Source organism: Mesorhizobium sp. Cs1299R1N1, assembly GCF_037179655.1.
GTDB classification, from domain to species: domain Bacteria; phylum Pseudomonadota; class Alphaproteobacteria; order Rhizobiales; family Rhizobiaceae; genus Mesorhizobium; species Mesorhizobium salmacidum.
In genome coordinates, this window is sequence record NZ_JAPYKR010000001.1 from 335,714 (window position 1) to 360,839 (window position 25,126).

Annotated in this window: 23 protein-coding genes; 8 read left to right on the plus strand and 15 right to left on the minus strand. The window is 63.2% G+C overall.

From position 1 onward, the window contains the following. Nucleotides 1–28: 28 nt before the first annotated feature. The 6 genes from O7A70_RS01570 to O7A70_RS01595 all read right to left on the minus strand — a co-directional run bounded on the left by O7A70_RS01570 (nucleotide 29) and on the right by O7A70_RS01595 (nucleotide 7,897). Entirely contained in the window at nucleotides 29–1,135 is a 1,107-nt protein-coding gene (locus O7A70_RS01570) for an ABC transporter substrate-binding protein (RefSeq protein WP_027142957.1), read from the minus strand. 242 nt (nucleotides 1,136–1,377) lie between these two features. Continuing rightward, complete coding sequence (locus tag O7A70_RS01575; RefSeq protein WP_027142958.1) at nucleotides 1,378–2,550, minus strand: iron-containing alcohol dehydrogenase; 1,173 nt, start codon at nucleotides 2,548–2,550, stop codon at nucleotides 1,378–1,380. A gap of 17 nt (nucleotides 2,551–2,567) precedes the next feature. Further along, nucleotides 2,568–3,956, minus strand: a complete 1,389-nt coding sequence (locus O7A70_RS01580; protein ID WP_337138744.1) for an aldehyde dehydrogenase family protein — start codon at nucleotides 3,954–3,956, stop codon at nucleotides 2,568–2,570. 83 nt (nucleotides 3,957–4,039) lie between these two features. Continuing rightward, nucleotides 4,040–5,410, minus strand: coding sequence for a glutamine synthetase family protein (locus tag O7A70_RS01585; RefSeq protein WP_337138745.1), 1,371 nt, complete (start codon nucleotides 5,408–5,410; stop codon nucleotides 4,040–4,042). Between the two features lie 87 nt (nucleotides 5,411–5,497). Continuing rightward, a complete protein-coding gene (locus tag O7A70_RS01590) occupies nucleotides 5,498–7,060 on the minus strand; it encodes an amino acid permease (protein WP_337105523.1) in 1,563 nt (520 codons plus the stop codon). Between the two features lie 18 nt (nucleotides 7,061–7,078). Continuing rightward, on the minus strand, nucleotides 7,079–7,897 hold the full coding sequence (locus O7A70_RS01595) for an N-formylglutamate amidohydrolase (RefSeq protein ID WP_337138746.1): 819 nt from the start codon (nucleotides 7,895–7,897) through the stop codon (nucleotides 7,079–7,081). Between the two features lie 143 nt (nucleotides 7,898–8,040). On the opposite strand from O7A70_RS01595, the gene O7A70_RS01600 reads away from it, so the two are divergent. The 3 genes from O7A70_RS01600 to O7A70_RS01610 all read left to right on the plus strand — a co-directional run bounded on the left by O7A70_RS01600 (nucleotide 8,041) and on the right by O7A70_RS01610 (nucleotide 13,355). Further along, nucleotides 8,041–8,868 (plus strand): MurR/RpiR family transcriptional regulator, encoded by an 828-nt coding sequence (locus O7A70_RS01600; protein ID WP_337138747.1) that lies wholly within the window; start codon nucleotides 8,041–8,043, stop codon nucleotides 8,866–8,868. 204 nt (nucleotides 8,869–9,072) lie between these two features. After that, nucleotides 9,073–10,227, plus strand: coding sequence for an efflux RND transporter periplasmic adaptor subunit (locus O7A70_RS01605; protein WP_337138748.1), 1,155 nt, complete (start codon nucleotides 9,073–9,075; stop codon nucleotides 10,225–10,227). Further along, nucleotides 10,224–13,355 carry an efflux RND transporter permease subunit gene (locus O7A70_RS01610; protein ID WP_337138749.1) on the plus strand — a complete coding sequence of 1,044 codons (3,132 nt, stop codon included), beginning with the start codon at nucleotides 10,224–10,226 and terminating at the stop codon, nucleotides 13,353–13,355. Before O7A70_RS01605 ends, O7A70_RS01610 begins: the two co-directional genes overlap by 4 nt. Before the next feature lie 6 nt (nucleotides 13,356–13,361). Here O7A70_RS01610 and O7A70_RS01615 read toward each other — a convergent pair whose 3' ends face one another. The 6 genes from O7A70_RS01615 to O7A70_RS01640 all read right to left on the minus strand — a co-directional run bounded on the left by O7A70_RS01615 (nucleotide 13,362) and on the right by O7A70_RS01640 (nucleotide 19,245). Further along, nucleotides 13,362–13,772 (minus strand): GtrA family protein, encoded by a 411-nt coding sequence (locus O7A70_RS01615; RefSeq protein ID WP_337138750.1) that lies wholly within the window; start codon nucleotides 13,770–13,772, stop codon nucleotides 13,362–13,364. Then, on the minus strand, nucleotides 13,769–14,584 hold the full coding sequence (locus O7A70_RS01620; protein WP_337138751.1) for a ChbG/HpnK family deacetylase: 816 nt from the start codon (nucleotides 14,582–14,584) through the stop codon (nucleotides 13,769–13,771). Before O7A70_RS01620 ends, O7A70_RS01615 begins: the two co-directional genes overlap by 4 nt. Beyond that, on the minus strand, nucleotides 14,581–15,564 hold the full coding sequence (locus O7A70_RS01625; RefSeq protein ID WP_337138752.1) for a glycosyltransferase family 2 protein: 984 nt from the start codon (nucleotides 15,562–15,564) through the stop codon (nucleotides 14,581–14,583). The genes O7A70_RS01620 and O7A70_RS01625 overlap by 4 nt, the downstream gene beginning before the upstream one ends. Next, nucleotides 15,557–16,723: a glycosyltransferase family 87 protein gene (locus O7A70_RS01630; protein WP_337138753.1), complete on the minus strand. Its 1,167-nt coding sequence runs from the start codon at nucleotides 16,721–16,723 to the stop codon at nucleotides 15,557–15,559. Before O7A70_RS01630 ends, O7A70_RS01625 begins: the two co-directional genes overlap by 8 nt. A 185-nt stretch (nucleotides 16,724–16,908) precedes the next feature. Continuing rightward, on the minus strand, nucleotides 16,909–17,946 hold the full coding sequence (locus O7A70_RS01635; RefSeq protein WP_337138754.1) for a zinc-binding dehydrogenase: 1,038 nt from the start codon (nucleotides 17,944–17,946) through the stop codon (nucleotides 16,909–16,911). 57 nt (nucleotides 17,947–18,003) lie between these two features. Continuing rightward, nucleotides 18,004–19,245 (minus strand): acyl-CoA dehydrogenase family protein, encoded by a 1,242-nt coding sequence (locus tag O7A70_RS01640; protein ID WP_337138755.1) that lies wholly within the window; start codon nucleotides 19,243–19,245, stop codon nucleotides 18,004–18,006. Between the two features lie 116 nt (nucleotides 19,246–19,361). Between O7A70_RS01640 and O7A70_RS01645 the strand changes: the two genes are divergently transcribed. The 5 genes from O7A70_RS01645 to O7A70_RS01665 all read left to right on the plus strand — a co-directional run bounded on the left by O7A70_RS01645 (nucleotide 19,362) and on the right by O7A70_RS01665 (nucleotide 22,937). After that, complete coding sequence (locus O7A70_RS01645; protein ID WP_337138756.1) at nucleotides 19,362–20,177, plus strand: SDR family oxidoreductase; 816 nt, start codon at nucleotides 19,362–19,364, stop codon at nucleotides 20,175–20,177. 40 nt (nucleotides 20,178–20,217) lie between these two features. Then, nucleotides 20,218–20,703, plus strand: a complete 486-nt coding sequence (locus tag O7A70_RS01650; RefSeq protein WP_281405562.1) for a MaoC family dehydratase — start codon at nucleotides 20,218–20,220, stop codon at nucleotides 20,701–20,703. Next, nucleotides 20,700–21,734, plus strand: a complete 1,035-nt coding sequence (locus O7A70_RS01655) for a phosphotransferase family protein (RefSeq protein ID WP_337138757.1) — start codon at nucleotides 20,700–20,702, stop codon at nucleotides 21,732–21,734. The genes O7A70_RS01650 and O7A70_RS01655 overlap by 4 nt, the downstream gene beginning before the upstream one ends. Nucleotides 21,735–21,851: 117 nt before the next feature. Further along, nucleotides 21,852–22,496, plus strand: coding sequence for a TetR/AcrR family transcriptional regulator (locus tag O7A70_RS01660; protein WP_027142975.1), 645 nt, complete (start codon nucleotides 21,852–21,854; stop codon nucleotides 22,494–22,496). Nucleotides 22,497–22,685: 189 nt separating this feature from the next. Next, complete coding sequence (locus O7A70_RS01665) at nucleotides 22,686–22,937, plus strand: DUF680 domain-containing protein (RefSeq protein ID WP_337138758.1); 252 nt, start codon at nucleotides 22,686–22,688, stop codon at nucleotides 22,935–22,937. Between the two features lie 44 nt (nucleotides 22,938–22,981). On the opposite strand, the gene O7A70_RS01670 is transcribed toward O7A70_RS01665, so the two are convergent. The 3 genes from O7A70_RS01670 to O7A70_RS01680 form a co-directional block, all read right to left on the minus strand. After that, on the minus strand, nucleotides 22,982–24,031 hold the full coding sequence (locus O7A70_RS01670) for a Gfo/Idh/MocA family protein (protein ID WP_337138759.1): 1,050 nt from the start codon (nucleotides 24,029–24,031) through the stop codon (nucleotides 22,982–22,984). After that, nucleotides 24,031–24,816 carry a ThuA domain-containing protein gene (locus O7A70_RS01675; protein WP_337138760.1) on the minus strand — a complete coding sequence of 262 codons (786 nt, stop codon included), beginning with the start codon at nucleotides 24,814–24,816 and terminating at the stop codon, nucleotides 24,031–24,033. Before O7A70_RS01675 ends, O7A70_RS01670 begins: the two co-directional genes overlap by 1 nt. 76 nt (nucleotides 24,817–24,892) lie before the next feature. Next, on the minus strand, nucleotides 24,893–25,117 hold the full coding sequence (locus O7A70_RS01680) for a hypothetical protein (RefSeq protein WP_337138761.1): 225 nt from the start codon (nucleotides 25,115–25,117) through the stop codon (nucleotides 24,893–24,895). Nucleotides 25,118–25,126: the final 9 nt, after the last annotated feature.

The window sequence follows — 25,126 nt, forward strand, 5'->3', positions numbered from 1 at the left end:
GCCACGTGGCCGCCCGGTGGATTTCAAGTTACTTGACGTTGGCGCCGACGACAGCGTCCCAGTTCTTGGTGATGGCTTCCTTGGCCTTGCCCTGTTCGTCGAGCGTCGGGAACGCGGCGGCGGCATAGGATTCCGCCGGCGGCAGCTTGGCCAGCACATCAGCCGGGACCTTGCCGTTCTTGGCAAGATCGTTGAAGCGGATCGGGTGGCAATAGCCCTTCAGCCAGCCGATCTGCCCCTCGTCCGAATAGAGGTATTCCATCCACAGCTTGGCTGCATTCGGATGCGGCGCGAAAGCGCTGATCGCCTGCACGTAGACACCGGCGACAACGCCGGTCTTCGGCACGATGACGTCGACGGGCGGGTTGCCCTTCAGCGTGTCGCGGCCCGAAAGCGCGTTGTAGTCCCAGGTGACGAGGATCGGCGTCTGGCCCTGGGCGAGCGTCGCCGTCTTGCCGATGACCGGCACGAAATTGCCGGCGGCGTTGAGCTTCTTGAAGAAGTCGAGGCCAGCGGTGCCGGCGGCTTCACCAGCTGCCGCACCACCGGAAAGGCCGGCGGCGTAGACGGCCTGGATGGCCTGGTTCGAAGCGCGCGGATCACCGGCAAGCGCGACCGAGTTGGCGAATTCCGGCTTCAGCAGGTCGGCCCAGTCGGTTGGAGCTTCCTTGACCAGATCCTTGTTCACCTCGAAGGCGAGCACACCGTAATAATCGCCGTACCAGGCGCCATCGGCATCCTTGGCGCTGTCCGGGATCGAGTCCCAGGTCGACACCTTGTAAGGCATCAACAGGCCATCGGCCTTGGCGGTCGGGCCGAAGGACAGGCCGACGTCGATGACATCAGGAGCCTGCGGGCCCTTATTGTCCTTGTTGGCCTTGATCGCCTCGACTTCATCGCCGGAACCGGCGTCGGGGTTAAGTTCGTTGACCGTGATTTCCGGATATTTCGCCTTGAAGCCGGCGATGACGTCGCCGTAGCCGCACCAGTCATGCGGCAAGGCGATCGTGGTGAGCTGGCCTTCGGCCTTCGCGGCCTTGATGAGATCGTCCATCGAAGCAGCGGACGAAATCACCGACGACACCATGAGGGTCGCGGCCGAAAGGGAAAGCACCTTCCCCGTGAATTTGAACATGTGTTCTCTCCATTGAACTGACGCCGTTGGACGTCTGCGATGCGGTATCGTTTCCGTGTGACAGCCAGATGAAAGCTTTGTGAAACCGGCGCCTCGCAGCGTGAAAAGTTAACTCTTTTTAACGGACTGTAGCAATTAGCCATCACTTAATTTTCCGGCTAATCATTAATACGCCCTATATTGCCCCTTCCCCTTTCCTTTCCCCTCGTTTCCCGATCAACTTCCGCACCCCGGAACCAGCCTCAGACCGTCCCGGCGATAGCGTTTTCGAGCAGTGTCAGCGCCGCCTTCTTGGTCAGCTTGACGGGATTGCCGCCGGCAGTCGGATCGACCACCGCCATGTCGGCGATCAGCGCCTTGCGCTTCTTGTCCATGTCGAGCCCCTTGATCAGGCCCGGCAGCGCGTGCGGCACCTTCAATTCCTTGCGCAGCTTGATGATTGCCTTGGCGAAGCCGTCGAAGCCGCCCTTGATGCCGCAATAGGCGGCAAGCCTGGCAATACGCTCCTCGATGGAGTCCCGGTTGAAGGCCAGCACGTAAGGCATGAACACGGCATTGGTCATACCGTGATGGGTGTCGTAGAGCGCGCCGATCGGATGCGACAGCGAGTGGATGGCGCCCAGCCCCTTCTGAAAGGCGGCAGCACCCATGGCGGCTGCACTCATCATATGGGCGCGGGCGACGAGGTCCCCACCGTTGGCATAAGCCTTCGGCAGGTTCTCGAATACCAGGCGCACGCCTTCCACGGCAATGCCATCGGCCATGGGATGGTAGCCCGGCGCGCAATAGGCTTCGAGGCAATGGGCGAGCGCGTCCATGCCGGTACCGGCGGTGATGAAGCCCGGCATGCCGACCGACAGTTCCGGATCGGCAATGACGATTGCCGGCAAAAGTTTAGGATGGAAGATGACCTTCTTGGTATGGGTCGCCTCATTGGTGATGACACCGGCGCGACCGACCTCCGAGCCGGTGCCTGCCGTGGTCGGCACGGCGATGATCGGGGCGATCGCATCGGAGTCGGCGCGCGTCCACCAGTCGCCGACGTCCTCGAAATCCCAGACCGGCCGCGTCTGGCCGGCCTGAAAAGCGATCAGCTTGCCGAGGTCGAGCGCCGAGCCGCCGCCGAAAGCGATGACACCGTCATGCTTGCCCTTCTTGAACACCGCGATGCCGGCGGTGAGGTTGGAGTCCACCGGGTTCGGCTTCACCTCGGAGAACACGCCGTAGGGCACCTTGGCCTCATCGAGAATCCTGAGCGTCGAGGCGACGACCGGCAGTTTCGCCAGGCCCGGATCGGTCACGAAAAGCGGCCGCTTGATGCCGGTGGCCGCGAGCACCTCCGGCAATTCCTTGATGCGCCCGGCGCCGAAGCGGACGGTGGTGGGGTAGTTCCATTTGGAGATGAGCTTGGACATTGCTTGTCTTTCAAAAATCAGATGGCTTCGCGCAGGTGGAATGACTTCGGCCTCGTCAGATTGTCATAGCCGATGGCCGACAGCCCGGCGCCCTTGCCGGTGTCCTTGACACCGGTCCAGACCAGCGCCGGATCGAGATAGTCGCAGCGGTTCATGAACACCGTGCCGGTCTCGACCGCGTCGCCGATCGCCACCGCATGCTCGGTGTCGCGCGTCCAGATCGAGGCCGTCAGTCCATAGGCGCTGTCGTTCATCAAAGCGATCGCCTCTTCGTCGTTGCGCACCTTCATGATGCCGACGATCGGGCCAAAACTTTCCTCGCGCATGACGCTCATCTGGTGGTCGACTCCGGTCAACACCTCCGGCGCCAGGTAGGGCGAGCCGGGCTCGTCGTTAGCCACCTTCATGTTGATATGGGCCTTAGCGCCCTTGCGAAGCGCTTCGGCCTTCTGCTCGCGGATCAGGTCGGCGAAACGCGCCTGCGCCATCGGCCCCATCGTGGTCGCCTGGTCGAGCGGATTGCCGACGACATAGTTCCTGGTCTCGGCGATGAAGCCTTCGACGAACTCGTCATAGACCTTCTCGTGCACATAGATGCGTTCGATGCCGCAGCAGCACTGGCCGGAATTGAAGAAAGCGCCGTCGACCAGATTGGCGACCGTATGGTCCATCTTGGCATCGGGCAGCACATAGGCCGGATCCTTGCCGCCAAGCTCGAGGCCGAGCGTCATGAAGGTGCCTGCCGCCGCTTTTTCGATGGCGCGGCCGCCGCCGACCGAGCCGGTGAAATTGACATGGTCGATCTTGCCCGAACCCAGCAGTTTTTCGGTCTGGGCGTGGTTGAGAACCACGTTCTGGAACACGCCCTTAGGCAGGCCGGCCTTGTCGAAGGCCTGCTGGAAGCGCTCGCCGACCAGCAATGTCTGCGCCGCATGTTTCAGGATAACGGCGTTGCCGGCCATCAGCGCCGGTACGATGGTGTTGACGGCGGTGAGATAAGGATAGTTCCACGGCGCGATCACCATGACCACGCCGAGCGGATCCTTCTTCACATAGCGGCGGAAGCCGTCCTTCGGGTTGGAGGCCGGCACCGACTTGAGCGCCTGCTCAGCGATCTCGACCATATAGTTGGTGCGTTCCTTGACGCCGCCGAACTCGCCGCCATAGCGAACCGGCCGCCCCATCTGCCAGGCAATCTCCGGCACGATCTCGTCGGTCATCGCGACCAGCGCTTCCAGCATCGCCAGCATGTACTTGCCGCGCTCGACGATCGGCGTCTCAGCCCACTTCTCCTGCGCCGCTTTGGCGCGCTCGACCGCGGCGTTGATCGCCTGATCCGTTGCGATCGGACGCTCGGCGTAGATCGAGCCGTCGATGGGAGATTTTAACTTGACCGTTTCGGTCATTCGTTCAGTCCTCGCACTTCATGAATCTTGATTGGCGCCGCCGCCATTCCAGCGATGGCCCGAGAGGGCAGCGGCGGCTTGGTTTAATATCGTTCGAACCCTCTGTGCAGTTCCCAATCCGTGATCCGGCGGTCGTATTCGAACTGTTCCCACTTCGCCGTGTGGACATAGTGCTCGAGCACATCCTCGCCGAGCGCCTGCTTCAGCATCTTCGACTTGGCCAGCGTCTCCGTGGCATCGCGCAGTGTCTTCGGAATCTCCGGCAAACGGGAAGCCTGATAGGCGTCGCCGACGAAAGGCTTCTGCAATTCCAGCTTCTCGTCGATGCCGGCAAGGCCGGCCGCGATCAGCGCCGCGAAAGCGAGATAGGGATTGAGGTCGGCGCCGCCGATGCGGCATTCCATGCGGATGCCCTTGGTGCCCTCGCCGCACAGGCGGAAGCCGGCGGTGCGGTTGTCCTCGCTCCACATGATCTTGGTCGGCGCGAAGGTGCCGGCCTGGAAGCGCTTGTAGGAGTTGATGTAGGGCGCCAGGAACCAGGTGAATTCCTTGGCGTATTTCAATTGTCCGGCCGCCCATTGCTGGCCGAGCGTCGACAAGGTCCAGTTGGCCGTCTTGTCGAAGAACAGCGGCGTGTTGCCGTCGGCGCTCCACAGCGAGTTGTGGATGTGGCTGGAATTGCCGGCGAGCCCGTAATTGTACTTCGACATGAAGGAGATCGCCTTGCCTTCGGACTCGGCGATTTCCTTGGCGCCGTTCTTCAGGATGACGTGGCGGTCGGCCATGTCGAGCGCTTCGGCATAGCGCACATTGATCTCTTCCTGGCCCGGACCCCACTCGCCCTTGGAATTCTCGATCGGAATGCCGGCCGCTTCCATCTCGTTGCGAAGCCGGCGCATGACGCCTTCTTCCTTGGTGGTGATGCCGATCTGGTAGTCACCGATGTAGGGCGAAGCGGTGTCGAGACCTTGCCAGTGCTTCTTGCGGGCGGAATCGTAGCTCTCGTTGAACAGATAGAATTCGAGCTCGGAAGCGAAATAGCCGATATAGCCGCGCTCGCTCAGCCGCTTGACCTGCTTCTTCAGGATGGCGCGCGGCGAATGCGGCAGGTCGTCATGGGTGTGGTGGTCGAGCACGTCGCAGATCACCAGCGCCGTTTTTTCCAGCCAGGGAATGCGCCGCAGCGTCGCCAGATCCGGCTTCATGACGAAATCGCCATAGCCCTTCGACCAGCTTGCCGCCTTGTAACCCGGCACCGGTTCCATATCGATGTCGGCCGCCAGCAGATAATTGCAGCCATGCGTCTCGTCATGCGCGGAATCGACGAAATATTGCGCCAGGAACCGTTTTCCCGCCAGTCGGCCCTGCATGTCGACGATGCAGGCCAGCACCGTGTCGATCTCGCCATTGGAGACCGCTTTCTTCAACTGATCGAACGAGAAATTTCCGGCCATTCCTTTGGCGCTCCAGTGCTTGGTCGTTGAAAGGGAGAAACAAAACCATGGCCGGCGCGACGCCGGCCATGGCCATGATGGCGGATGTCAGTGGCCGGTTTCGCCGACCGCCTGTTCGGCAGCTTTGATCGCCGCCTGGCGCTTGGCAATCTGGTCACCGATCGGCGGACCTTGGAAGCGGCGGCTCTCGAAGCCGAACCAGAGCACAGCGGTCAGCAACAGAAAGCCGATGGTGATGTAGAGCACCTTGTCATTCGGCGGCTGGACGGCAATGTAGAAAATGATCGCCATGCCGACGACAGACAGGGCGCAGAACAGCTTGAACAGGCCGCTGCCGAGATTCCATGGACCGGGGCTCGGCCACTTCGCCGTTCCGAAAGCCATCATGCCGAGCACGATCGGAATGATGAAGGAGAGGAACAGGAAGACCAGCGTCGAGTTGACCACGATGGTATAGATATTCGTGCCGCCGATCGAGATGAACTGGGCAAGGAAGACATAGATGATCTCGAGGATCGCAGCGGTCCAGATGGCGTTGACCGGCGTGCGCCAAGTCGGATTGACCTTGGCGAGTGAGGCCGAGCCGACCGGCATGCCGCCGTCACGAGAGAAGGCGAAAAGCATGCGCGAAGCCGAGGTCACCGTGGCCAGACCGCAGAGGAACTGCGCGATCAGGATTCCCAGATAGAGCAGTTCCTTCAACCAGACCGGCAAGATCGCGTCCATGGTGGCGAAAAAGACGTTCCAGCCCTGCTTGGCGCCCGCAGCCAGGTCCGGGATCGCCAGAACGATGGCACACAGCATCACCCAGCCGATCAGCGAGGACCAGACCACGGACGAAACGATCGCCCGCGGAACCGAGTGCGCAGCCTTCAGCGTCTCTTCCGACGTATGTGCCGAAGCATCATATCCGGTGATGGTGTAGACCGGCAAAAGCAGGCAAAGCAGGAAAAGATAGCTCATGGAGTCGGTCTGCGGGAAAACGCCGCCGCCGGCGTCACCTGAGTAATTGGTGAAAGTCCACAGCCGCGTGACGTCGATCGCCGGGGCAAACACAAGGCAGGCCACGATCAACACCGCGGTCGTGGCGAGAATGATGAAGCCGGAAGCATCGGTCAGCATGGCGGTCAACTTGATGCCGAAATGATTGAGCAAAGCCTGCAGCACGGTAATCAGAGCGACGAACCCGACAATTTCTCCAGGAGTCCCGGTTATCCCGAACCAGCTCCCGAACGTTCCGGTGAAGAAGAACGCGGTGCCGATGTTGATTGCGCCGAGCACGGTGATCAAGCCAAGCAGGTTGAGCCAGGCGGTCAGCCAGCCGGTAAAGCGGTTCCCAAGGATCGAGGCCCAGTGATAAAGACCGCCAGCTGTCGGGAATGCCGAGGCGATCTGTGCCATGGCGAGGGCAAAGAAACCGGATACGGCGCAACCGACGATCCAGCCGATGCCGGCACCGGCACCGCCGATCGAAGACGTGGCTTGGGCGAAGGAATTGATCCCGCCTGAAAGGATGCAGATGATCGAGAACGAGATCGCGAAGTTCGAGAAGCGACTCATGCTTCGCGACAATTCCTGGGCATAGCCCATTCCGTGGAGAACCTTTAGGTCCTCGTGCTTGTCGACTTCCGTGTAGTCTTGCGCTGACATGTTAGTCCCCTTTGTTTCTTAGCTGGCCGAAAGTACTGACTTTCCTACTGCGCGTTGTCGGGAGCCCATGGCCTCCTCTGGCTCCAGATCCGAAAAAATGCCGGTGAGCAGATCCGCCCATTTCCGCTGCCCGGTCTCGCCGGAGATTTCGTCGTTGCGGATCTCGATCATCGCGCAGGGCAGGCCGCGCGAACGTGCGTGCCGTTCCAGCGTGAAATAGACGCGGTCGGCCGGCGAATAGGGCTGGTTGACGCCGACGGTTACGCCGGCAAGCCGCTTGAGTGCCGCGATCAGCGGCGCCGCCAGGCGGCGATCCTCGTCATGGATAATGCCGATGTGCCAGGGCCGGTTTTTGGACTTGTAGACCGGCGTGAAGGAATGGACGGAGACCAGCCGCGTCTCCTGGCCGCGCGCCAGCCGCTCCTCGACGATGCGATCGATCGTGCTGTGAAATGGCTGCCATGACAGGGCCACCCGCGCCGCGAGCTGCTTTTCGGACAGGCCGGTATTGCCCGGTATGGCTGTCGTTTCGCTGACCCGCGGCACCAGGTCCGGCGCGTCGAGCGGCCGATTGCAGTCGACGACCAATCGCGAAATCCGGGTTTCGACCAGCGTGGCATCGAGTGCCTGCGCCATCCGCGACGCAACCGGCAGCGCACCGGGATCCCAGGCGATGTGGCGCGTCAGGTCCTCGGCGGCGAGGCCGAGCGTACCGAATTCGGTCGGCAGGAAATTGGAAGCGTGGTCGCAGGTCAGTACGAAAGGGCTCGATCCGCCGGGGTTCGTCACCCGCACGGTATCAGACGATGCAAGGCTGGCGGGCCGTGCTTTCTCCATAGTCTGCCGTCCCCGGGGAGCGCTGTATCGTATGTTACGTATTTTGCCTCATTGCGTCCCTACGGATGATTTCATACAGTTTGTTTGGCTTTGTCAAATGCGATCTGGGGAAAAGACCGTCGACGGGCCAGGGTGGGGAAAAGATGATTTCCAACATTGCCGAATTGATCGCCGACCGTATCGGCGCGATGCCCGCCGGCGAACGGCGAGCGGCGCAGACGCTGATCGCGAACTATCCGATGATCGGCCTGAAGACGGTCGCCGAATTCTCATCCGCGGCCGGCGTCTCCTCGCCGACGATCCTGCGTTTTGTCGCCCGGCTCGGCTTCCAGAACTATCCCGAGTTCCAGTCGAGCCTGCAGGACGAACTGGCGGCGCAATTGCAGTCGCCGGCGATACGAACGCTCAATCCGCCCTCGCCCAATGGCGGCACGGTGTCGCCCATGCTGGAAGCGACGCTCGACAACATGCGCGAGACCTTCAGGCATCTGTCCGACAGGCAGCTTGCCGACATTGCCACCAGGCTGGCCGAGCGGCGCGGCAAGACCTTCCTCATCGGCGGCCGCTTCACCGATCCGCTGGCGCGCTACATGGCAGCCCATCTGGCCGTCATCCAGCCCGATGTCTTTCACCTCGCCGGCCAGGAGAGCATGTGGCGCGACAGGCTGATCGACATGGGCAAGCGCGACGTGCTGGTGATCTTCGACATCAGGCGCTACCAGGACAGCCTCCTCCGCTTTGCCGAGAAGGCGCATCAGCGCGGCGTGCAGATCGTGCTGTTCACCGATCAGTGGCTGTCGCCGATCGCCCGCTTTGCCCGCCATGTCATCGCCGGGCGAACCGCCGTGCCTTCCGCATGGGATTCCTCGGCGGCGCTCTTCGTCGTCGCCGAAACCCTGATCGGCGCCGTCACAAGGCAGCTCGAGGCCGACGGCGCCCGGCGCATCCGCGAGATGGAAGGCCTGCGATAAGCAGATTCCCCGCGGCATCGCATCGGCTCCACTACGGCGTCCCGAATTCACGTTACCGAGATTTAATGTGCACGATTGCGTGATAATTGCCATAAACCGATGATATCGGGGTGTGGCGTGGCCGGTTGTTGCCGCCAGCCCGCATCGTCGCTGCATCCGCTTCCACCTGGAACCCAGCGGACGATTGTTGCCGCTGGAGCATCGATGTCGAGCTGGAAACAGATTGTCCTTGCATTTGTGATCGTGGCCGCCGCCGTGGTTGCGTGGGCGCGTTTCTACCCCGGCGCTCCCGAAGTGCTGGCACGCTGGGGGATGGACTGGGCGTATGGCGCGACGCCTTCAGCAAAGGACACCGCAGCGGCTGGCGCCCGGCAGACGGAGCGCACCCGGATTGCCACTATCGTCGCGTCGCCAGCCAGCATGGCCACGATCAACGACCGCCTGCAGGCGATCGGCACCGGCCGCGCCAACGCCTCGGTGACCGTCAATCCCTATAGTTCCGGCCGCCTTGCCGAACTGCTGGTCGAATCCGGCAGCCATGTCGACAAAGGGCAGATCATCGCCACGCTCGATTCCGAGACGGAGATCATCGCCCAGAACCGGGCCAAGCTCGCTTTGCAGGATGCCCGGTCCAAGCTCGACCGCGTCAAGTCGTTGCGTGCCTCGAACGCCGCGACGCCGGTCGCGGTCGCCGATGCCGAAGTGGTGCTGGCCGGCGCCAAGCTGGCGCTTCAGGATGCCGAGCTTGCGCTGCAGCGCCGCTCGATCCTGGCGCCTATCGCCGGTACCGTCGGCATCCTGCCGATCTCGGCCGGCAACTATGTGACCAACCAGTCGGCGATCGCCACGCTTGACGACCGCTCCTCGATCCTGGTCGATTTCCAGGTGCCCGAGCGCTTCGCCGCCGCTGTCAAGGTCGGCGCGCAATTGACGGCGACGCCGATCGCCAATCCGAGCAAGGCCTATACCGGGACGGTGTCGGCGATCGACAACCACATCGATGAAAAGAGCCGCACCCTGCTGGTCAAGGCCAAGATCGCCAACCCGGCCGATTCGCTGCGCGCCGGCATGTCGTTCTCCATCACCATGAAATTCCCCGGCCAGACCTATCCGGCCGTCAGCCCGCTGGCGATCCTGTGGGGATCGGAGGGCGCCTATGTCTGGCAGATCGAGGACGGCAAGGCCAGGCGGTTGCCGGTTCGCATCATCCAGCGCAACACCGAGACCGTATTGATCGACGCGAAGATCGACAGCGGCGACATGGTGGTCACCGAAGGCACCCAAAGTGTCAGCGAAGGCGGCGAGGTTCGCATCGCCGGCCAGGACCAGCGCGCCGCCAACGCCGCGGAAGGCTCATGACCGGTCCCGCCAACGCCTCCAGCGACACCGGCTTCACCGCGCTGTTCATCCGCAGGCCGGTCATGGCCTTCGTGCTGAACACCCTTATTGCCGTTGCCGGCCTCGCTGCCTTCTACGGTGTCGAGATCCGCGAATTGCCCGACGTCGACCGTGCCGTCGTCACGGTCTCCACCACCTTCGAAGGGGCCGCCGCCGAAACCGTCGACCGCGAATTGACCGACACGATCGAGGGTGCAGTCGCCCGCGTCTCCGGCGTCAAGTCGATCTCGTCTTCCTCCTCCTTCGGCTCGAGCCGTGTCACCATCGAGTTCAACGACGGTGTCGATCTCAACGTCGCCGCCTCGGACGTGCGTGACGCGGTCGGCCGCGTCGCCAACCAGATGCCGGACACGGCCGATCCGCCGCGCATCGTCAAGGCCGACGCCAATTCCGACGCGGTGATGCGGCTGGCGGTGACCTCCGATACCATGTCGATCCAGGACATGACGGTGGTGGTCCAGGACCAGATCGAGGACGAACTGGCCGCCGTGCCTGGTGTCGCCGACGTCCAGGTCTATGGCGACCGCGACAAGATCTTCCGCATCGATGTCGACCAGAACAAGCTGGCCAGCCTTGGCTTCACGGTCGCCGACCTCAGGGCGGCGCTTGCCTCCGTCGCCTTCGATTCCCCGGCCGGGTCGATCACCACGACAAACCAGGACCTGATCGTCCGCACCACGGCCGACGTGACGACGCCTGAGGAATTCGAGAACATCATCATCGGCGGCACGACGCGCATCCGCGATGTCGCGACCGTCACGCTAGGCCCCGATGTCGGCCAGACGACGCTGCGTTCGGACGGCAAGACCGGCATCGGCATCGGCATCATCCGGCAGGCGGAATCGAACACGCTGGACATTTCGACCGGCGTCCAGGCCGCCGTCGCCAAGCTGCAGGAGAACCTGCCCAAGGGCATGTCGATCAAGATCACCAGCGACGACGCTGTCTTCGTCAAGGGTGCGGTGCACGAGGTCGAGATCGCGCTTGGCCTGTCGGTCACCATGGTGCTGATCGTGATTTATGTCTTCCTGCTCGACTGGCGCGCCACGCTCATCCCGGGCCTATCGATGCCGGTCGCCATGATTGGCACCATAGCCGCCATCTATCTGGCCGGCTTCTCCGTCAACATCCTGACGCTGCTCGCTTTGGTGCTGGCCACCGGCCTTGTCGTCGATGACGCCATCGTGGTGCTGGAAAACATCGTGCGACGGCGTAACGAAGGCATGGGCCCGCGCGCGGCCGCCGTGCTCGGGGCGCAGGAGGTTTTCTTCGCCGTCGTCGCCACGACGCTGACGCTGGTCGCCGTCTTCGTGCCGATCTCGTTCCTGCCGGGCCAGACCGGCGGCCTGTTCCGCGAATTCGGCTTCGTGCTTGCGATGTCGGTGCTTTTGTCCTGCGTGGTGGCGCTGACGCTTTGTCCAATGCTTGCCTCACGCATGCTGACCAGCGCGTCGCTACACCACGAAGGCGGCCATGGCATTGGCGCGCGCATCGGCGGCGTCCTGAATGCCGGCTACAAGCGTGCCCTCCATGCATGTCTCGACGCGCCGTGGATCGTGGTTCTGGTCGCGGTTCTGTTTGCCGGCATCGCGTTTGCGCTGTTCGGCACCATCCGCCAGGAGCTGACGCCAACCGAGGACCGCGCCGCCGTGCTGTTGCGCATCAACGCCCCGCAAGGCGTCAGCCTCGACTATACGACGCAGCAGATGCAGAGGATCGAGCGCCTGATCCAGCCCATGCGCGATTCCGGCGAGATCCGCTCGACCTTCGAAAACGCCGGCCAGAACGGCTCCTACAATTCCGGTTTCATGGTGATGACGCTGGCGCCGTGGGACGAGCGCAGCCGCAGCCAGCAGGAGATCATGGCCGAGATCAGCCAGTTGACCAGGCAGGTGCCCAGCGTGCGCATCTTCCCGGTCCAACCCAACAGCCTCGGCATCCGCGGCGCCGGCAATGGCCTCCAATTCGCGCTGGTCGGCAACGACCGCAAGGCGCTTGGCGACGCGGCGGTCAAGATCATCGCCGAAATGCAGAAGGATCAGCGTTTCCAGACGCCGCGCCTGTCGATCGACCCGACGCAGCCGCAGCTCGCCGTGGCCATCGACCGCGAGCGCGCTTCCGATCTCGGCATCGACATCACCGGGCTCGCCAACACCATGCAAGCCATGCTCGACGGCAACGACGTCGTCGATGTTTACATCGCCGACCGTAGCTATGGGGTGAAGCTGGTCTCGACCACCAACCCGATCAACGACCCGACCGATCTGGAAAATGTCTTCCTCAAGACGGCGGATGGCCGCTTCGTGCCGATGTCGACCATCGCCACGCTGACCGAGCGCGCCGTGCCGCCGTCGCTCTCGCGCGAACAGCAGCAGCCTTCGGTGGCGATTACCTCGAACCTCTCAGGCAATTTCGCGCTTGGCGATGCGCTGACACGCGCGCAGGAGATCGCCGCGCCGCTTCTGCCGCCCGGCAGCCGCATCCTGCCGCTGGCCGAAGCCGCGACTTTGGGCGAAACCAACAGCGCCATGGTCACCATCTTCGGCTTCGCGCTGGTCATCATCCTCTTGGTGCTGGCCGCCCAGTTCGAGAGTTTCGTTAGCGCCGTCATCATCATGGCGACGGTGCCGCTCGGCCTTGCCTGCGCCATTTTCGCCTTGCTGCTCTCGGGCACCAGCCTCAACGCCTACAGCCAGATCGGCCTGGTGCTTCTGGTCGGCGTCATGGCCAAGAACGGCATCCTGATCGTCGAATTCGCCAACCAGCTGCGCGACCGCGGCATGGGCGTGCGCGAAGCGATCGAGCAGGCCTCCACCATCCGACTGCGGCCGGTGATGATGACGATGATCTGCACAATCCTCGGCGGTGTGCCGCTTGTGCTGGCCGCCGGCGCGGGCGCCGAGGCGCGCGTGGCGCTCGGCTGGGTCATAGTCGGCGGGCTTGGCTTGGCCACCGTCTCGACGCTGTTCCTGACACCGGTCGCCTACCTCCTGCTTGGCCGCTTCGTCACCCCGAAGACCCACGAGGAAGCACGGCTGAAGCGCGAACTCGAGGAAGCCGCCTACACCAATGTGGAACCGGCGCAATAGAGATAGTTATTTCAGCAGCCGGCCTTCGATCGACCAGCGGGCGGCAAGGAAGTTCAACACAGCCGCTACGATGACGCCGCCGATCTTTGCCGGCCACACACCGGTGATACCGGCGAAGAGTGCGATCGACAGGCTGGAAACGCCGAGCGAAATCAACGCCCCAGCCGTGACGAACCGCAGGAAGGCGTCATGCAGCCGGATGGCATGATTGCGCTCGAACGACCAGAAGCCATTCGCCACGAAAGAGAAGATCACGGCGATCGACCACGAGACGACATTGGCGGACAGCGGCGGGACATGCAGCTTGAGCAGCAGGGAAAAGCCGGCAAGATCGATGGCCGTGTTCGCCAGTCCGACAAGCGCAAAACGGATGATCTTGCTGCCGGTCGAACGCTGGGGCTGTTTGCCGCCGCTCATCCCATGCCGTCCATGATCTCGACACCGGCGCGGGCCAGGCGCGCGCCGAACGCATCCGAGGCCAGAACCCCAAGTTCCACTTCGCGCACGCCTTGCATCGGGTCGCGCGCGCACAGTGTTTCGTCGACATGGCCGGGGTGGCACATGAACAATCCATGGTCCGGCAGCGCTTCGACCGCAGCCTCCAGCAATGGGGCAAATTTTTCGGGTTGCCGCCAGTCATAGATGCCGGCGAGCGGCTTCCAAACGGCAAAGCCGGCGCGTTGCATCGATTGGTTGAAGCCGGCGGCCACGGCAGCGATTGCCGCGATCTTCGGTACGGCGGCATCGCCCAGCGCGGGAGCGCCGCGCAACACCGGCCTGTCGGCAGCTTCGCGAAAATGCGCCCGCAGCCATCCGCGCACGACGGGCAGGAAATGCACGTGCTGATGTCCGTCGATGAAGTCGGGCTTGCGGCCCAGCGCCTCGACGAAACGACTGTACTGCGCGCCGAGTTCGGCATGGACGTCGCGCCCGTCGATCCGGCCGCGCAAGACCGGCAGGGCCAGCGAACGAAGCGGCGGCAGCCGGCCCTCAGGCGCCAGGCTCGATTTGCCCGTGACGGCTGGCTGGTCCGTAAGGGTCAGGTGCAGTCCGATCGCCGCGTGGCCGCACAGTGGCCTTATACGCGCCGCCGCCCCAGCCCATTCCGGAAAACCGGTCATGCAGCTGGTGCCGGTCAGGCGTCGCCGGTCGAGCAGGTCGAGAATCCCGGCGCAAACCCCTGGCGCCAGGCCGTAGTCATCGGCGATCAGGCGAATGCGCCGCGTCATCCGCGGGACGCGCCCGGGGCGCCGTCCGAAACGTCGCTGCGCACGACATCGCGCACGATATACACCGGACGGTCCTTGCTCTCCGACAGCGTGACCCAGACATATTCGCCGATCAAGCCAAGGAGGGTGAGGTTGAGGCCACCGAGCAGGACGACGGCGACCATCAGGCTGGGATAGCCAGGCACTGCAATGCCGTAGAACATCACTTCGAAGAACACCTTGGCGCCGTAAACGACGCCCGCCAGCGCCGCCAGCATGCCGCTCAGACTGATGATGCGCAGCGGGATGACGGAAAACGACGTAAAGCCTTCCAGCGAAAAGGCGATCAGGTTGAGCCGGCTCCATTTCGATGTGCCGATGGCACGGTTCTCCGGCGAATAGGGTATGGCTTTCTGGCGGAAGCCGGCCCAGGCGAACAGGCCCTTGTTGAAGCGCCGCTTGTCGCGCAGGCTGGTCAGCGCGCGCGCCACGGTACCGCGCATGACGCGAAAGTCTCCCGCATTCTCGGGGATATCGAAACGCTGGCTGCTGTTGATCAGGCTATAGAACAGCTTCGCCAGCTGGCTGCGCCGCCAACTGGCCTCGCGCCGGTCGTTCTGGGCGTAGACGACGTCGATATCGGGGTGTTCCACCAACTCGGCAATCATCTGCAGGCTGACATCCATGGAATGCTGAAGGTCGGAGTCCATGATCAGCACCATGTCGCCGCGCGAATGGTCGAGGCCGGCGAGCACCGCGACCTCCTTGCCGAAATTGCGGCTGAGCCGCACGACCTCCCAGGAACCCGACAGCGCCAGCGAAAACCGCTCGGCGCCATCGTCGCGACTGCCATCGTCGATCAGGATCTTATGGACGGCCATGCCGAAACGGCTTGATACCGCTTCCTCGAGCCTCTCGAGCAGCCCGGCAAAGGCCGACGCCGACTGCGCCTCGTTGAAGAAGGGCGCTACGATATCGAGTTTCTGCCGCGACTCAGCCATGTGCAACGGGTCCGACATTCACCGCCTTGTCGCGCGCTCTGGCCCAGAACCACCAGATCAGCGAACAGGCGATGAAGGTGACCGCGAGCGGCCGGAACCAAGGGTAGAAGAAATTATGCATGTGGCGCTCGACGCTGGTCAAACCTGTGAGGAACAATACCGTCGACAGCACCGAAGCCAAGACGCCACCACGCTCCTCCCGCCACAGTGTGGCGATAGCGAGACCGGCAGGCACGGCGATCATGGCATAGGTATTTGGCTCGACGCGCGGATTGAAGACGCACATGTAGAAGGCGGCCGTCAGGAAGATCGCCAGTCCGGCCATCCCAGGCTGGAGCTTGCGGTCGAACCAGAGGACGATCGATAGCGTAAGCAGTGCCACGACGACGCGCACGATCGTGGCGGCGAATTCAGGCATGGGCACTCCCGCCGAGGTGAAAGGCGCCGTGAAGTCGGTGGGGACAAAGTGGCCGGACTGGTCGACGGCCATCGAGGTCAGCATGCGGGCGAAATCACCGTACTGCGCGTTGAGATAGCCGGCAGGTGCGAAGGCATACGGTATGGCGAGCACGAACAGCACCGCCAGCACGAGCACGGGTATCAGCCGCAGGCGCAGGGCTCCCACCAGCAAAAGCATGATGATGGCGGTCGGTTTGGCAATGATGGCGACCGAAGCCCAGAAGAAGGTCTCGGCGCGCCGCCCTTCGAGCGCCGACAGGGTCAGGAGCCAGCAGGCGGCGGTCAAGAGGATCGTCGCCTGGCCGTTGCGGATCGCACCCAGCGCCATCGGCAGGGCAAGGAAGAGCCCGAAGGAAAGCAGCCACGGCAATTCCCCGCCGCCTATTTTGCGCACTTGCCGCATCGCCGCGAAGGTGAGCGCCGCGAAGCCCACCGCATGCCACACCACGCCGCCCAGATACGGTCCAAGCTTCAGCACCGGAATGTAGAGTGCGGCAAAGGCCGGCGCGTAGAGATAGCCCATCTCCGACTGGAGATTGTACAGCGGCTGACCGCTGAGGAATGCCTCGCTGCCATATCCGTAGGCCTGCATCACCGTGCGCGTGTGGGGCGACCATAGCACCAGGCCGAGAACGACCAGGAACGCCCCGACCCACATACCCAGCCCCAAACGGTCGAAAACCGGCTTGGAAATCGTCATCAACACACCCCGCACGCCATCGCGGAAGGCGCCTCAGCCTGGCGTCGTCCCGGCATTCGATGGCGGCGGCATATCACGGACAAAGCGACCAGGCATAGGGGGCTCAATGGCGCAAGCTACGATCCGGCCGTTCCGATAGCGCCGGACACGTGATTGTGTCGAGCGTCGAGAGCAAGGTCACCGCTTTAAGGCCGAATGAACACCTTGCCGTTGGGCTTGGCCAGTTCCGCCGGCACGCGTGCCATTGCCTCGGCCAGCGGAATGACCGCCGTCACGTCGGTCGACCAGCGTCCATCGGAAAAACGCTTCTGCGCCTCGAGGATCGCCGGACCACGCCGATCTTTGAATTGCCGCATCCATTCGCTCAGCCAGAAGCCCTCGATGTGCTTGTGCTGGAAGATCAGTTGGCCGGGTTCGCGGATGACCGTGGCCTCGGGATCGAGCCGGCCGTAGATGATCCAGCGCGCCCGTTTCGGCATTGCATTGAAGATGGCTGAAGCCAGCGGGCCCGTGACAGCATCGAGGAAGATGCGCGGCTGTTCGGCCTTCATCACCTCGCGCAGCGTGGCCTCGAAATCCGGTGCCTTCTCGTTGAGGACATGCGCCGCGCCAAGCTCTTTAAGCATGGCGATCTGCTCGTCGCGGCGCACGGTGACAACAGGCCGGACCCCTTCCTCGCTGGCAAGGCCGATGATCAGCTTGCAGAGCTGGCTGGCGCCGGCGGTCATGACGAAGGCCTTCTCGCCTTCCTGTTTGACGATGTCGAACATGGCGATCGCGGTCAGCGGATTGACGATCATCGCGGCGCCGTCCTCGTCGCGCACCGTATCGAGCAACGGAATGCAGGCCGCCGCCTCGGCGACGGCATATTCGGCCCACGAGCCCCAATTGCTGAGACCGGTGGCGAAAGCGACACGCTTGCCGACGAGGCTTTTGGGATAGGCCTCCTCGCCAGCCGCGACGACCGTGCCGACGCCCTCGAAGCCGGCCGGCCGACCTTTGGCGCGAGGCTGGCCATACTGGCCCTTGATGAAGGCGACATCCGATGGATTGATCGAAGCCAGGCTGACCTTGATCAGCACCTGGCTCGGTCCGGGCGCAGGCACGGCGATGCTGCCCGGCTCGAGATAGGGCTCAATCGCCTCGAGCGCACTGCCGCTCGGCGTCCTGGTATAGCCGTCACCGATCAAGAGCAGCGCCTTCATTTCGGAGGGGATGGTCATCACTGACACTCCTTGGTTGCCGCGGGAAAACCCGTATGTGGCCAGCCGAACTGCCGCTCAGAGCTTCTCCTGCGTGTACTTCTTCAACTCCGTACGCGCCACCTGGCGGCGATGGACTGCGTCAGGCCCGTCGGCGAGGCGCAGCGTCCTCAGATGCGTCCACGAGCGCGCCAGTGGCGTATCCTGGCTAATCCCCTGGGCGCCGAACATCTGCACCGCCTCGTCGGTGACCTTGAGCGCCACGCGTGGCGCGACGACCTTGATCTGGCTGATCCAGGGAGCGGCGGCCCGCGCGTCGCCCTGGTCGATCATCCATGCCGCCTTGAGGCAGAGCAGGCGGGCCATCTCGATCTCCATGCGGCATTCGGCGATGATGTCGAAATTGGCGCCAAGCTTCGCCAGCTTCTGGCCGAAGGCGTCGCGGCGCACTGAACGCTGGCACAGCATCTCCAGCGCCATCTCGGCCTGCCCGATGGCGCGCATGCAGTGATGGATGCGGCCGGGGCCGAGCCGGCCTTGCGCGATCTCGAAACCCCTGCCCTCGCCCAGGATCAGGTTCGACGCTGATATCAGCACATTGTCGAAGCGAAGATGCATGTGGCCATGCGGCGCGTCATCGTCGCCATAGACCTGCATCGGACGGACCTTGGTCACGCCCTTCGTGGCCGAGGGTACCAGGACCATCGAGTGGCGGCGGTGCTGCGGCTCGTCATCGCCGCCGGTCCGCACCATGACGATGTAGATGGCGCAGCGCGGATCGCCGGCGCCCGACGCCCACCATTTCTCGCCGTCGAGCACGTAGTCGCTGCCCTGCCGCTCGCAGCGCATGGAAATGTTGGTGGCGTCAGAGGAGGCGACATCCGGCTCCGTCATCAGATAGGCCGAGCGGATTTTTCCGTCCAGCAACGGCTCGAGCCATTCCCGTTTGTGCTCGGCCGACCCGTAGCGTTCCAGAACCTCCATATTGCCGGTGTCCGGTGCCGAGCAGTTGAATGTTTCGGCGCCGAGATGCGCCTTGCCCATCTCCTCGGCCAGATAGGCGTATTCGACAGTGGACAGGCCGTAGCCACGTTCCGAGCCGGTCAACCAGAAGTTCCACAGGCCGCGCTCCCGTGCGGTCTTCTTCAGCCCTTCGAGGATCTCGCTCTGGCGTTTGCTGTAGACCCAGCGGTCGCCGGCCTTGCCGACTTCGCCCAGAAACTCCTTGTCGAGCGGCATGATCTCGTCGCGCACCATGGCCGCGACGCGTGCGTGGATCGGCTTCAGCCGCACGGTCATGCCGAGATTCATCTGCGTCATCGGTCGCTAACCCTTCATGCAGGCCGGGCATTTTATCCGTGGCAAGGATGACCGTACTTCGGATAGCCTTGTCAACGCGAACTGTTTGCCGGCGGGCGAAGGCGCGGAGAATTTGGATGAGCTATCTGGATGAGCTGTTTTCGGTTGCCGGCAAGACCGCGCTGGTGACGGGAGCGGCGACCGGCATCGGCCGCATGGCGGCAACCGCGCTGGTCAAGGCCGGCGCTAGCGTCATGATCGCCTCGCGCAAGGGCGAGGACTGCATCAAGGTCGCCAGCGAGTTGAACGGACTTGGCGCCCCGGGCCGGGCGGAGGGCTTTGCCGCCGACGTTTCCAGCGAGGCTGGCATTGCCGCCCTGGTCGGTGAGGTCAAGGCACGGACCGAAAGACTGCATATTCTGGTCAACAATGCCGGCGTGTCCTGGGGCGCGCCGCTGGAGAGCTTTCCCTATCACGCCTGGGCCAAGGTGTTCGGCGTCAATGTCACCGCGGTCTTCCATCTGACACGCGAATTGCTGCCGCTGCTTGATGCTGCCGCAAGCGACGCCGATCCGGCCCGGGTGATCAATCTGGGATCGGTGATGGGCATGCAGCCGCTGGCCGACGATGCCTATTCCTACACCGCCTCCAAGGCCGCCGTGCATCATCTGACACGCACGCTGGCGTTCGAATTCGCTGGCCGCCGCATCACCGTCAACGCCTTCGCACCAGGCCCATTCCAGAGCCGCATGACCGCATTCGCCACCGGCACGGACGAACAGGCCAGGCATGTCGGAAGCCATGTCCCGATCGGCCGCATCGGCACGCCGGATGACATTGCCGGCGCAACGCTCTATTTGTGCAGCCGTGCAGGCAGCTATGTCACCGGCGCCATCCTGCCGATCGACGGCGGGCAGTCGGTGCAGCATGGGTTGACCTTATTCAAGGAATGACATTTTCCGGCCGCAGAAGCCGGGAGTGAAACAGGAGGACATGAGCGTGGAACCGATCAGTCTCGATGTGCTTCTGGCCAGTGTCGGCAAGGAGGTCGGCGTTTCGCCCTGGCGCGTGGTCACGCAACGCATGATCGACCAGTTCGCCGACGCCACCGACGATCACCAGTTCATCCACTGCGATCCGGAGCGGGCCAAGCGCGAAACGCCGTTCGGTGGCACCATCGCGCACGGCTTCCTGTCGCTGTCGCTGTTGTCGGCGATGACGTTCGAGACCATGCCGCCGCTGGAAAACGGCAAGATGGGCGTCAACCATGGCTTCGATTCGCTGCGCTTCCTGGCGCCGGTGAAGACTGGCGCGCGCATCCGCACCCATTTCGTGCTGGCCGACGTCAAGGTCAGGCCATCGGGCTGGGTGCAGACGGCGCATGACGTGACCATCGAGATCGAAGGTTCCAAAAAGCCGGCGCTGACCGCCCGCTGGCTGACGCTGACCTTGCTTGAACGTCAGCCCGAGACGGTATGAGCGACCCGAACGCGCTCGACCAGGCGGCGCTTGCGCCTTACCTCGAGACGCACATCCCGGGCTTTTCCGGGCTCGCGGCAATCGAAAAATTCAAATCCGGCCAATCCAACCCGACCTATCTCCTGACGGCGGCAAGCGGCCGTTACGTGCTGCGCGCCAAGCCGCCAGGCCAACTCTTGAAATCGGCGCACCAGGTCGACCGCGAATTCCGGGTGATGGAGGCGCTTTCGGGCACCGCCGTGCCGGTGCCCAAAATGCTGCATCTGTCGGCCGAGGGCTCGCCGATCGGTCGCATGTTCTACATTATGGGTTTCCTCGATGGCCGCATGTTCTGGGATCCGGCACTGCCTGAGGCCCGCGACAACGATGAGCGCGCCGCGATCTACGATGCCATGAACGCCACGCTTGCTGCCCTGCACGATGTCGATGTCGAGGCGGTGGGTCTCAGCGATTTCGGCCGCCCCGGCAATTACTTCGAGCGGCAGCTGGCACGCTGGACCAGCCAGTACCGTGCCTCCGAAACCGGCACCATTGCCGACATGGATCAACTGATTGCCTGGCTGGACACCCATATGCCGACCGATGACGTCAGGGTCTCGCTGGTGCATGGCGACTATCGGCTGGACAACGTGATCTTCGCGCCGGACCAGCCGAGGGTACTGGCGGTACTCGACTGGGAATTGTCGACATCAGGCCACCCCTTCGCCGACATCGCCTATCAATGCATGCAATGGCGTCTGCCGCACGCATCCGGCTTTCGCGGCCTTGGCGGCATCGATCGCTCGGCACTCGGCCTGCCCAGCGAGGAAGACTATGTCGCCGCCTATTGCCGCCGACGTGGGCTGACCGGCATCGGCAACTGGACATTCTTCCTCGCCTTCTCCTTCTTCCGGCTGGCGGCAATCTGCCAGGGTGTCTACAAGCGGGCGCTCGACGGCAATGCTTCCAATCCGGAGAAGGCCAAAACCTATGGCGAGGCGGTGAAACTGCTCTCGCACCTCGCTGCCGAACTGATCGAAAAGCAGTCGTAAGGGGGACGTCATGGGTCGCTTCCGACGCCTGCCGCTTGGGAACCCGCGGCGCCCTTGTTCGTTTCCGTACAGCGTATATAATTTAGCCAAGGCACCAACCAGACAAGGGCAACGGACTTGCCGCTGAGCGTCCAGAAACGCCGCGAGAAACAAAAGGCCGAACTGCGCTCGGAGCTTGTCGCGGCCGCACATAAGCTCGTCCAGGAAGAAGGCTATGAAGGCCTCACCATTCGCAAGCTGGCCAAGCGGGTCGGCTATGCGCCGATGTCGGTCTATTCCTACTTCGCCGACAAGCAGGACATCCTCTTCGCGCTGGCCGAGGACGCATTCGAAACGCTCGCGCGGCGCATCGAAGAGCACCCGTCCGACGATCCGATCGAGGCCTTGCAGGCGGTGATGACCGAATATGCCGCCTTCGGGCTCGGCAATCCCAACGAATACCGCACTGTCTTCATGACCGAAAAGACCAAGCTGCCGGAAGGCAGGAGCTACGAGGACATGGAGGAAGGCAACCCGGCGATGAAGGTGCTGATCAGCAGGGTCGAGGCCTGCGTCGCCGCCGGCAAATTGCGTGGCGATCCGCGCGCCATCGCCACCATGCTGTGGGCGGTCGGCCATGGCACGATCTCGCTGCTGATCACCTTCCCCTTCTATCCCTTCGGCGACGCGCAGGCTTTCGTGAAGCGGATGTGCGACTTCACCCTTGCCACGCTCAGCACGCAAGATGTGCCGCCATTGACCGAGACACCGGTCAACTGCTGAGCGCGACCTCTTCGTTTTTCCAGATTTCCTCACCGCCTCTCCCAGCCAGAATGGGGCGGATTTCTTGGTTAACAAAAAGTCTACCGTACGCGTACAATTCCTCTTGAACTTCGCGATTGACGGACGTATCTGTACAGAGCAACGTACATGTACGGAACAAAATTCACCCGTCGAAAACGGAGACTGATCATGAAAAAGACACTCCTCACCCTCGCCGCCGTCCTGGCACTTTCGGGTTCGGCCTTTGCCGCCAACAACATCTCCCACGCGGTCAAGCACCCGACTGCAGCGACCTGCGTCGACACCAAGACCAATGTGAAGCTCGATTGCGCTTCGACCGGATCGGTCGCCAAGAAGGCTTCCGCGGAAGCCACAACCGACGGCAAGGGCCCCAGGCTCGGGATCACGGTGAACCCGTGGATCATGCCGAGCGCCTACTGAGATTTTCCGAAAGTCTGGCCGGCTCAGCCGGCCAGATGGTGATTTCAGGCGACCGAGACCGGCAGCCTGGTCGCTGAACTTTCGAAGGCCGCGTCGATCAGCTTCTGCATGTCGGCGGCGCGCCGGAACGACGGATCGCCGTTCCGTCCCGTGTCCAGCGCATCGGCGAAGCGCCGGGCATTGTGCTTGACGTCAGGCGGCGTCAGCATCCGCCAACGGTGCTGATCGACGTCATCACCCAGGCAGGCCGACAGCCGCGAAACCTTGCCGTCGGTCTCGACCTTGATCGCGCCCGTGGTGCCGTGCAGGGCCAGCGACAAATCATTGCCATGGCCCGTCGTGTAGCGGCTGGCCATGATCGTGGCCAGCGCGCCTGAGCTGAGCCGCGCCGTTATCGCCAAACTGTCATTGACGTCGAGCACATAGTCGCCGATGCGGTCGCCCTCCGCCTTCGGAAACGTCACCAGATCGGCATGCAGCGAGACGATATCCTGGGCCGCGCCATAGGTCGCGAAGTCGAGGATATGGATGCCGACATCGCCCAGAACACCCGTCGAACCGTGCCGGCTCGACAGGCGCCACAGCCATTTGTCGTCGACACGCCAGTCACCCCAGAACTTGCTGACCAGCCAGCTTTGCCGGTAGTTCGCCTCGACATGGCGCAACTCGCCGATCTCGCCGGCCTCCACCATGCGCCGCGCCTCGTGGATCACCGGCGTGTTGCGATAGGTCAGGTTAACCATGTTGACGAGCCCGGCCGCCTCGGCGGCTTCGCTCATCGCAAGCGCATCGGCATGGTTCGGCGCCAGTGGCTTCTCGCAGAACACATGTTTCCCGGCGGCCAGCAGGGCCAGCGTCGTCGCCTTGTGGACCTGGTCCGGCGTCGCGTTGATGGCGGCATCGAACTCGCCCCAGGCGATCGCAGCTTCGAGGCTTTCGAAGAAATTGCTTATTTTGTTGGCGTCGGCGAACGCCGCCGCGCGGCCCGGCAGATGATCGACGCAAGCGACGATGGTACAGCTCGGAACCTGACCGAACTCCTCGATATGATGCGCCGCGATCCAGCCGGTGCCGAGCAAAAGCAGGCGATGCATCAGCTCAGCCCCTTCTCACCGTCGGCATGCAGGCGCAGGCCTTTCTGGACGATCTTCTCCTTGGCCTTGTCCGTCGGCACATTCGGCGCGTTGGTGATGCCGGACCATGCCGGGGCCGGGTTGTGCGCCCAGTGCACGGCGTTGCGCAGCACCTGCTGCACGCCTTCATTGTGATAGATCGGATAGGTCTCGTGGCCCGGTGAGAAATAGAAGATTTTTCCCGCTCCCCGCTGATAGGTCAGGCCGGAGCGGAACACCTCGCCGCCCTCGTACCAGGAGATAAACACCGTCTCCAGCGGCTCTGGCACCGCGAACGGCTCGCCATACATTTCCGTCTCGCCGATCTCCAGGCATTCGCCGATGCCTTGCGCGATCGGGTGGCCGCGATTGATCGCCCAGACACGCTCGCGCTCGCCCGCCTCGCGCCATTTCAGCGAACAGGGCGTGCCCATCAGCCGCTTGAAAATCTTCGAGTAGTGGCCGGAATGAAGCACGATCAGCCCCATGCCTTCCCAGACCCGCTTCTGCACGCGCTCGACGATCTCGTCCTTGACCTCGCCATGGGCGGCATGGCCCCACCATAGAAGCACGTCCGTGGCCGCCAGACGTGTCTCGCTCAGGCCGTGTTCGGGTTCCTGCAAGGTGGCGGTGGTCGCTTCGATGCGCTTGTCCTGGTTGAGCGCGGCGGCGATCGTGCCGTGCATGCCCACGGGATAGAGGTCGCGCACGGCGGCATTGGTCTGTTCATGGACGTTCTCGCCCCAGACAACGGCTTTAACAGGCATTTTTCCTCTCCAAAGCGCTTTGAATATCGCATCCGATGAGGTCTTGGGAAGATGTCTGTCGACCAAAATTTGTGAATCAGGGTTTGCGGGTCTTGCGGCCGGGGACGGCCTTGGCCTTGCCGGGTTTCGCCGGCGCGCCAGGAATGGACGATCCCGTAATCGACACGGGATCGCTGGCTGGAAACGTGTCCTCGAGGCCTTCCTCGAGTTCCTCTTCGGCGTCGGCCTCGCGATGCCGCTCATGTTCGAGCGAACGGACCGCCGCGGTTTTCGGCGATTTCGGCGCGGACTTCGACGGCATCGGCAGTTC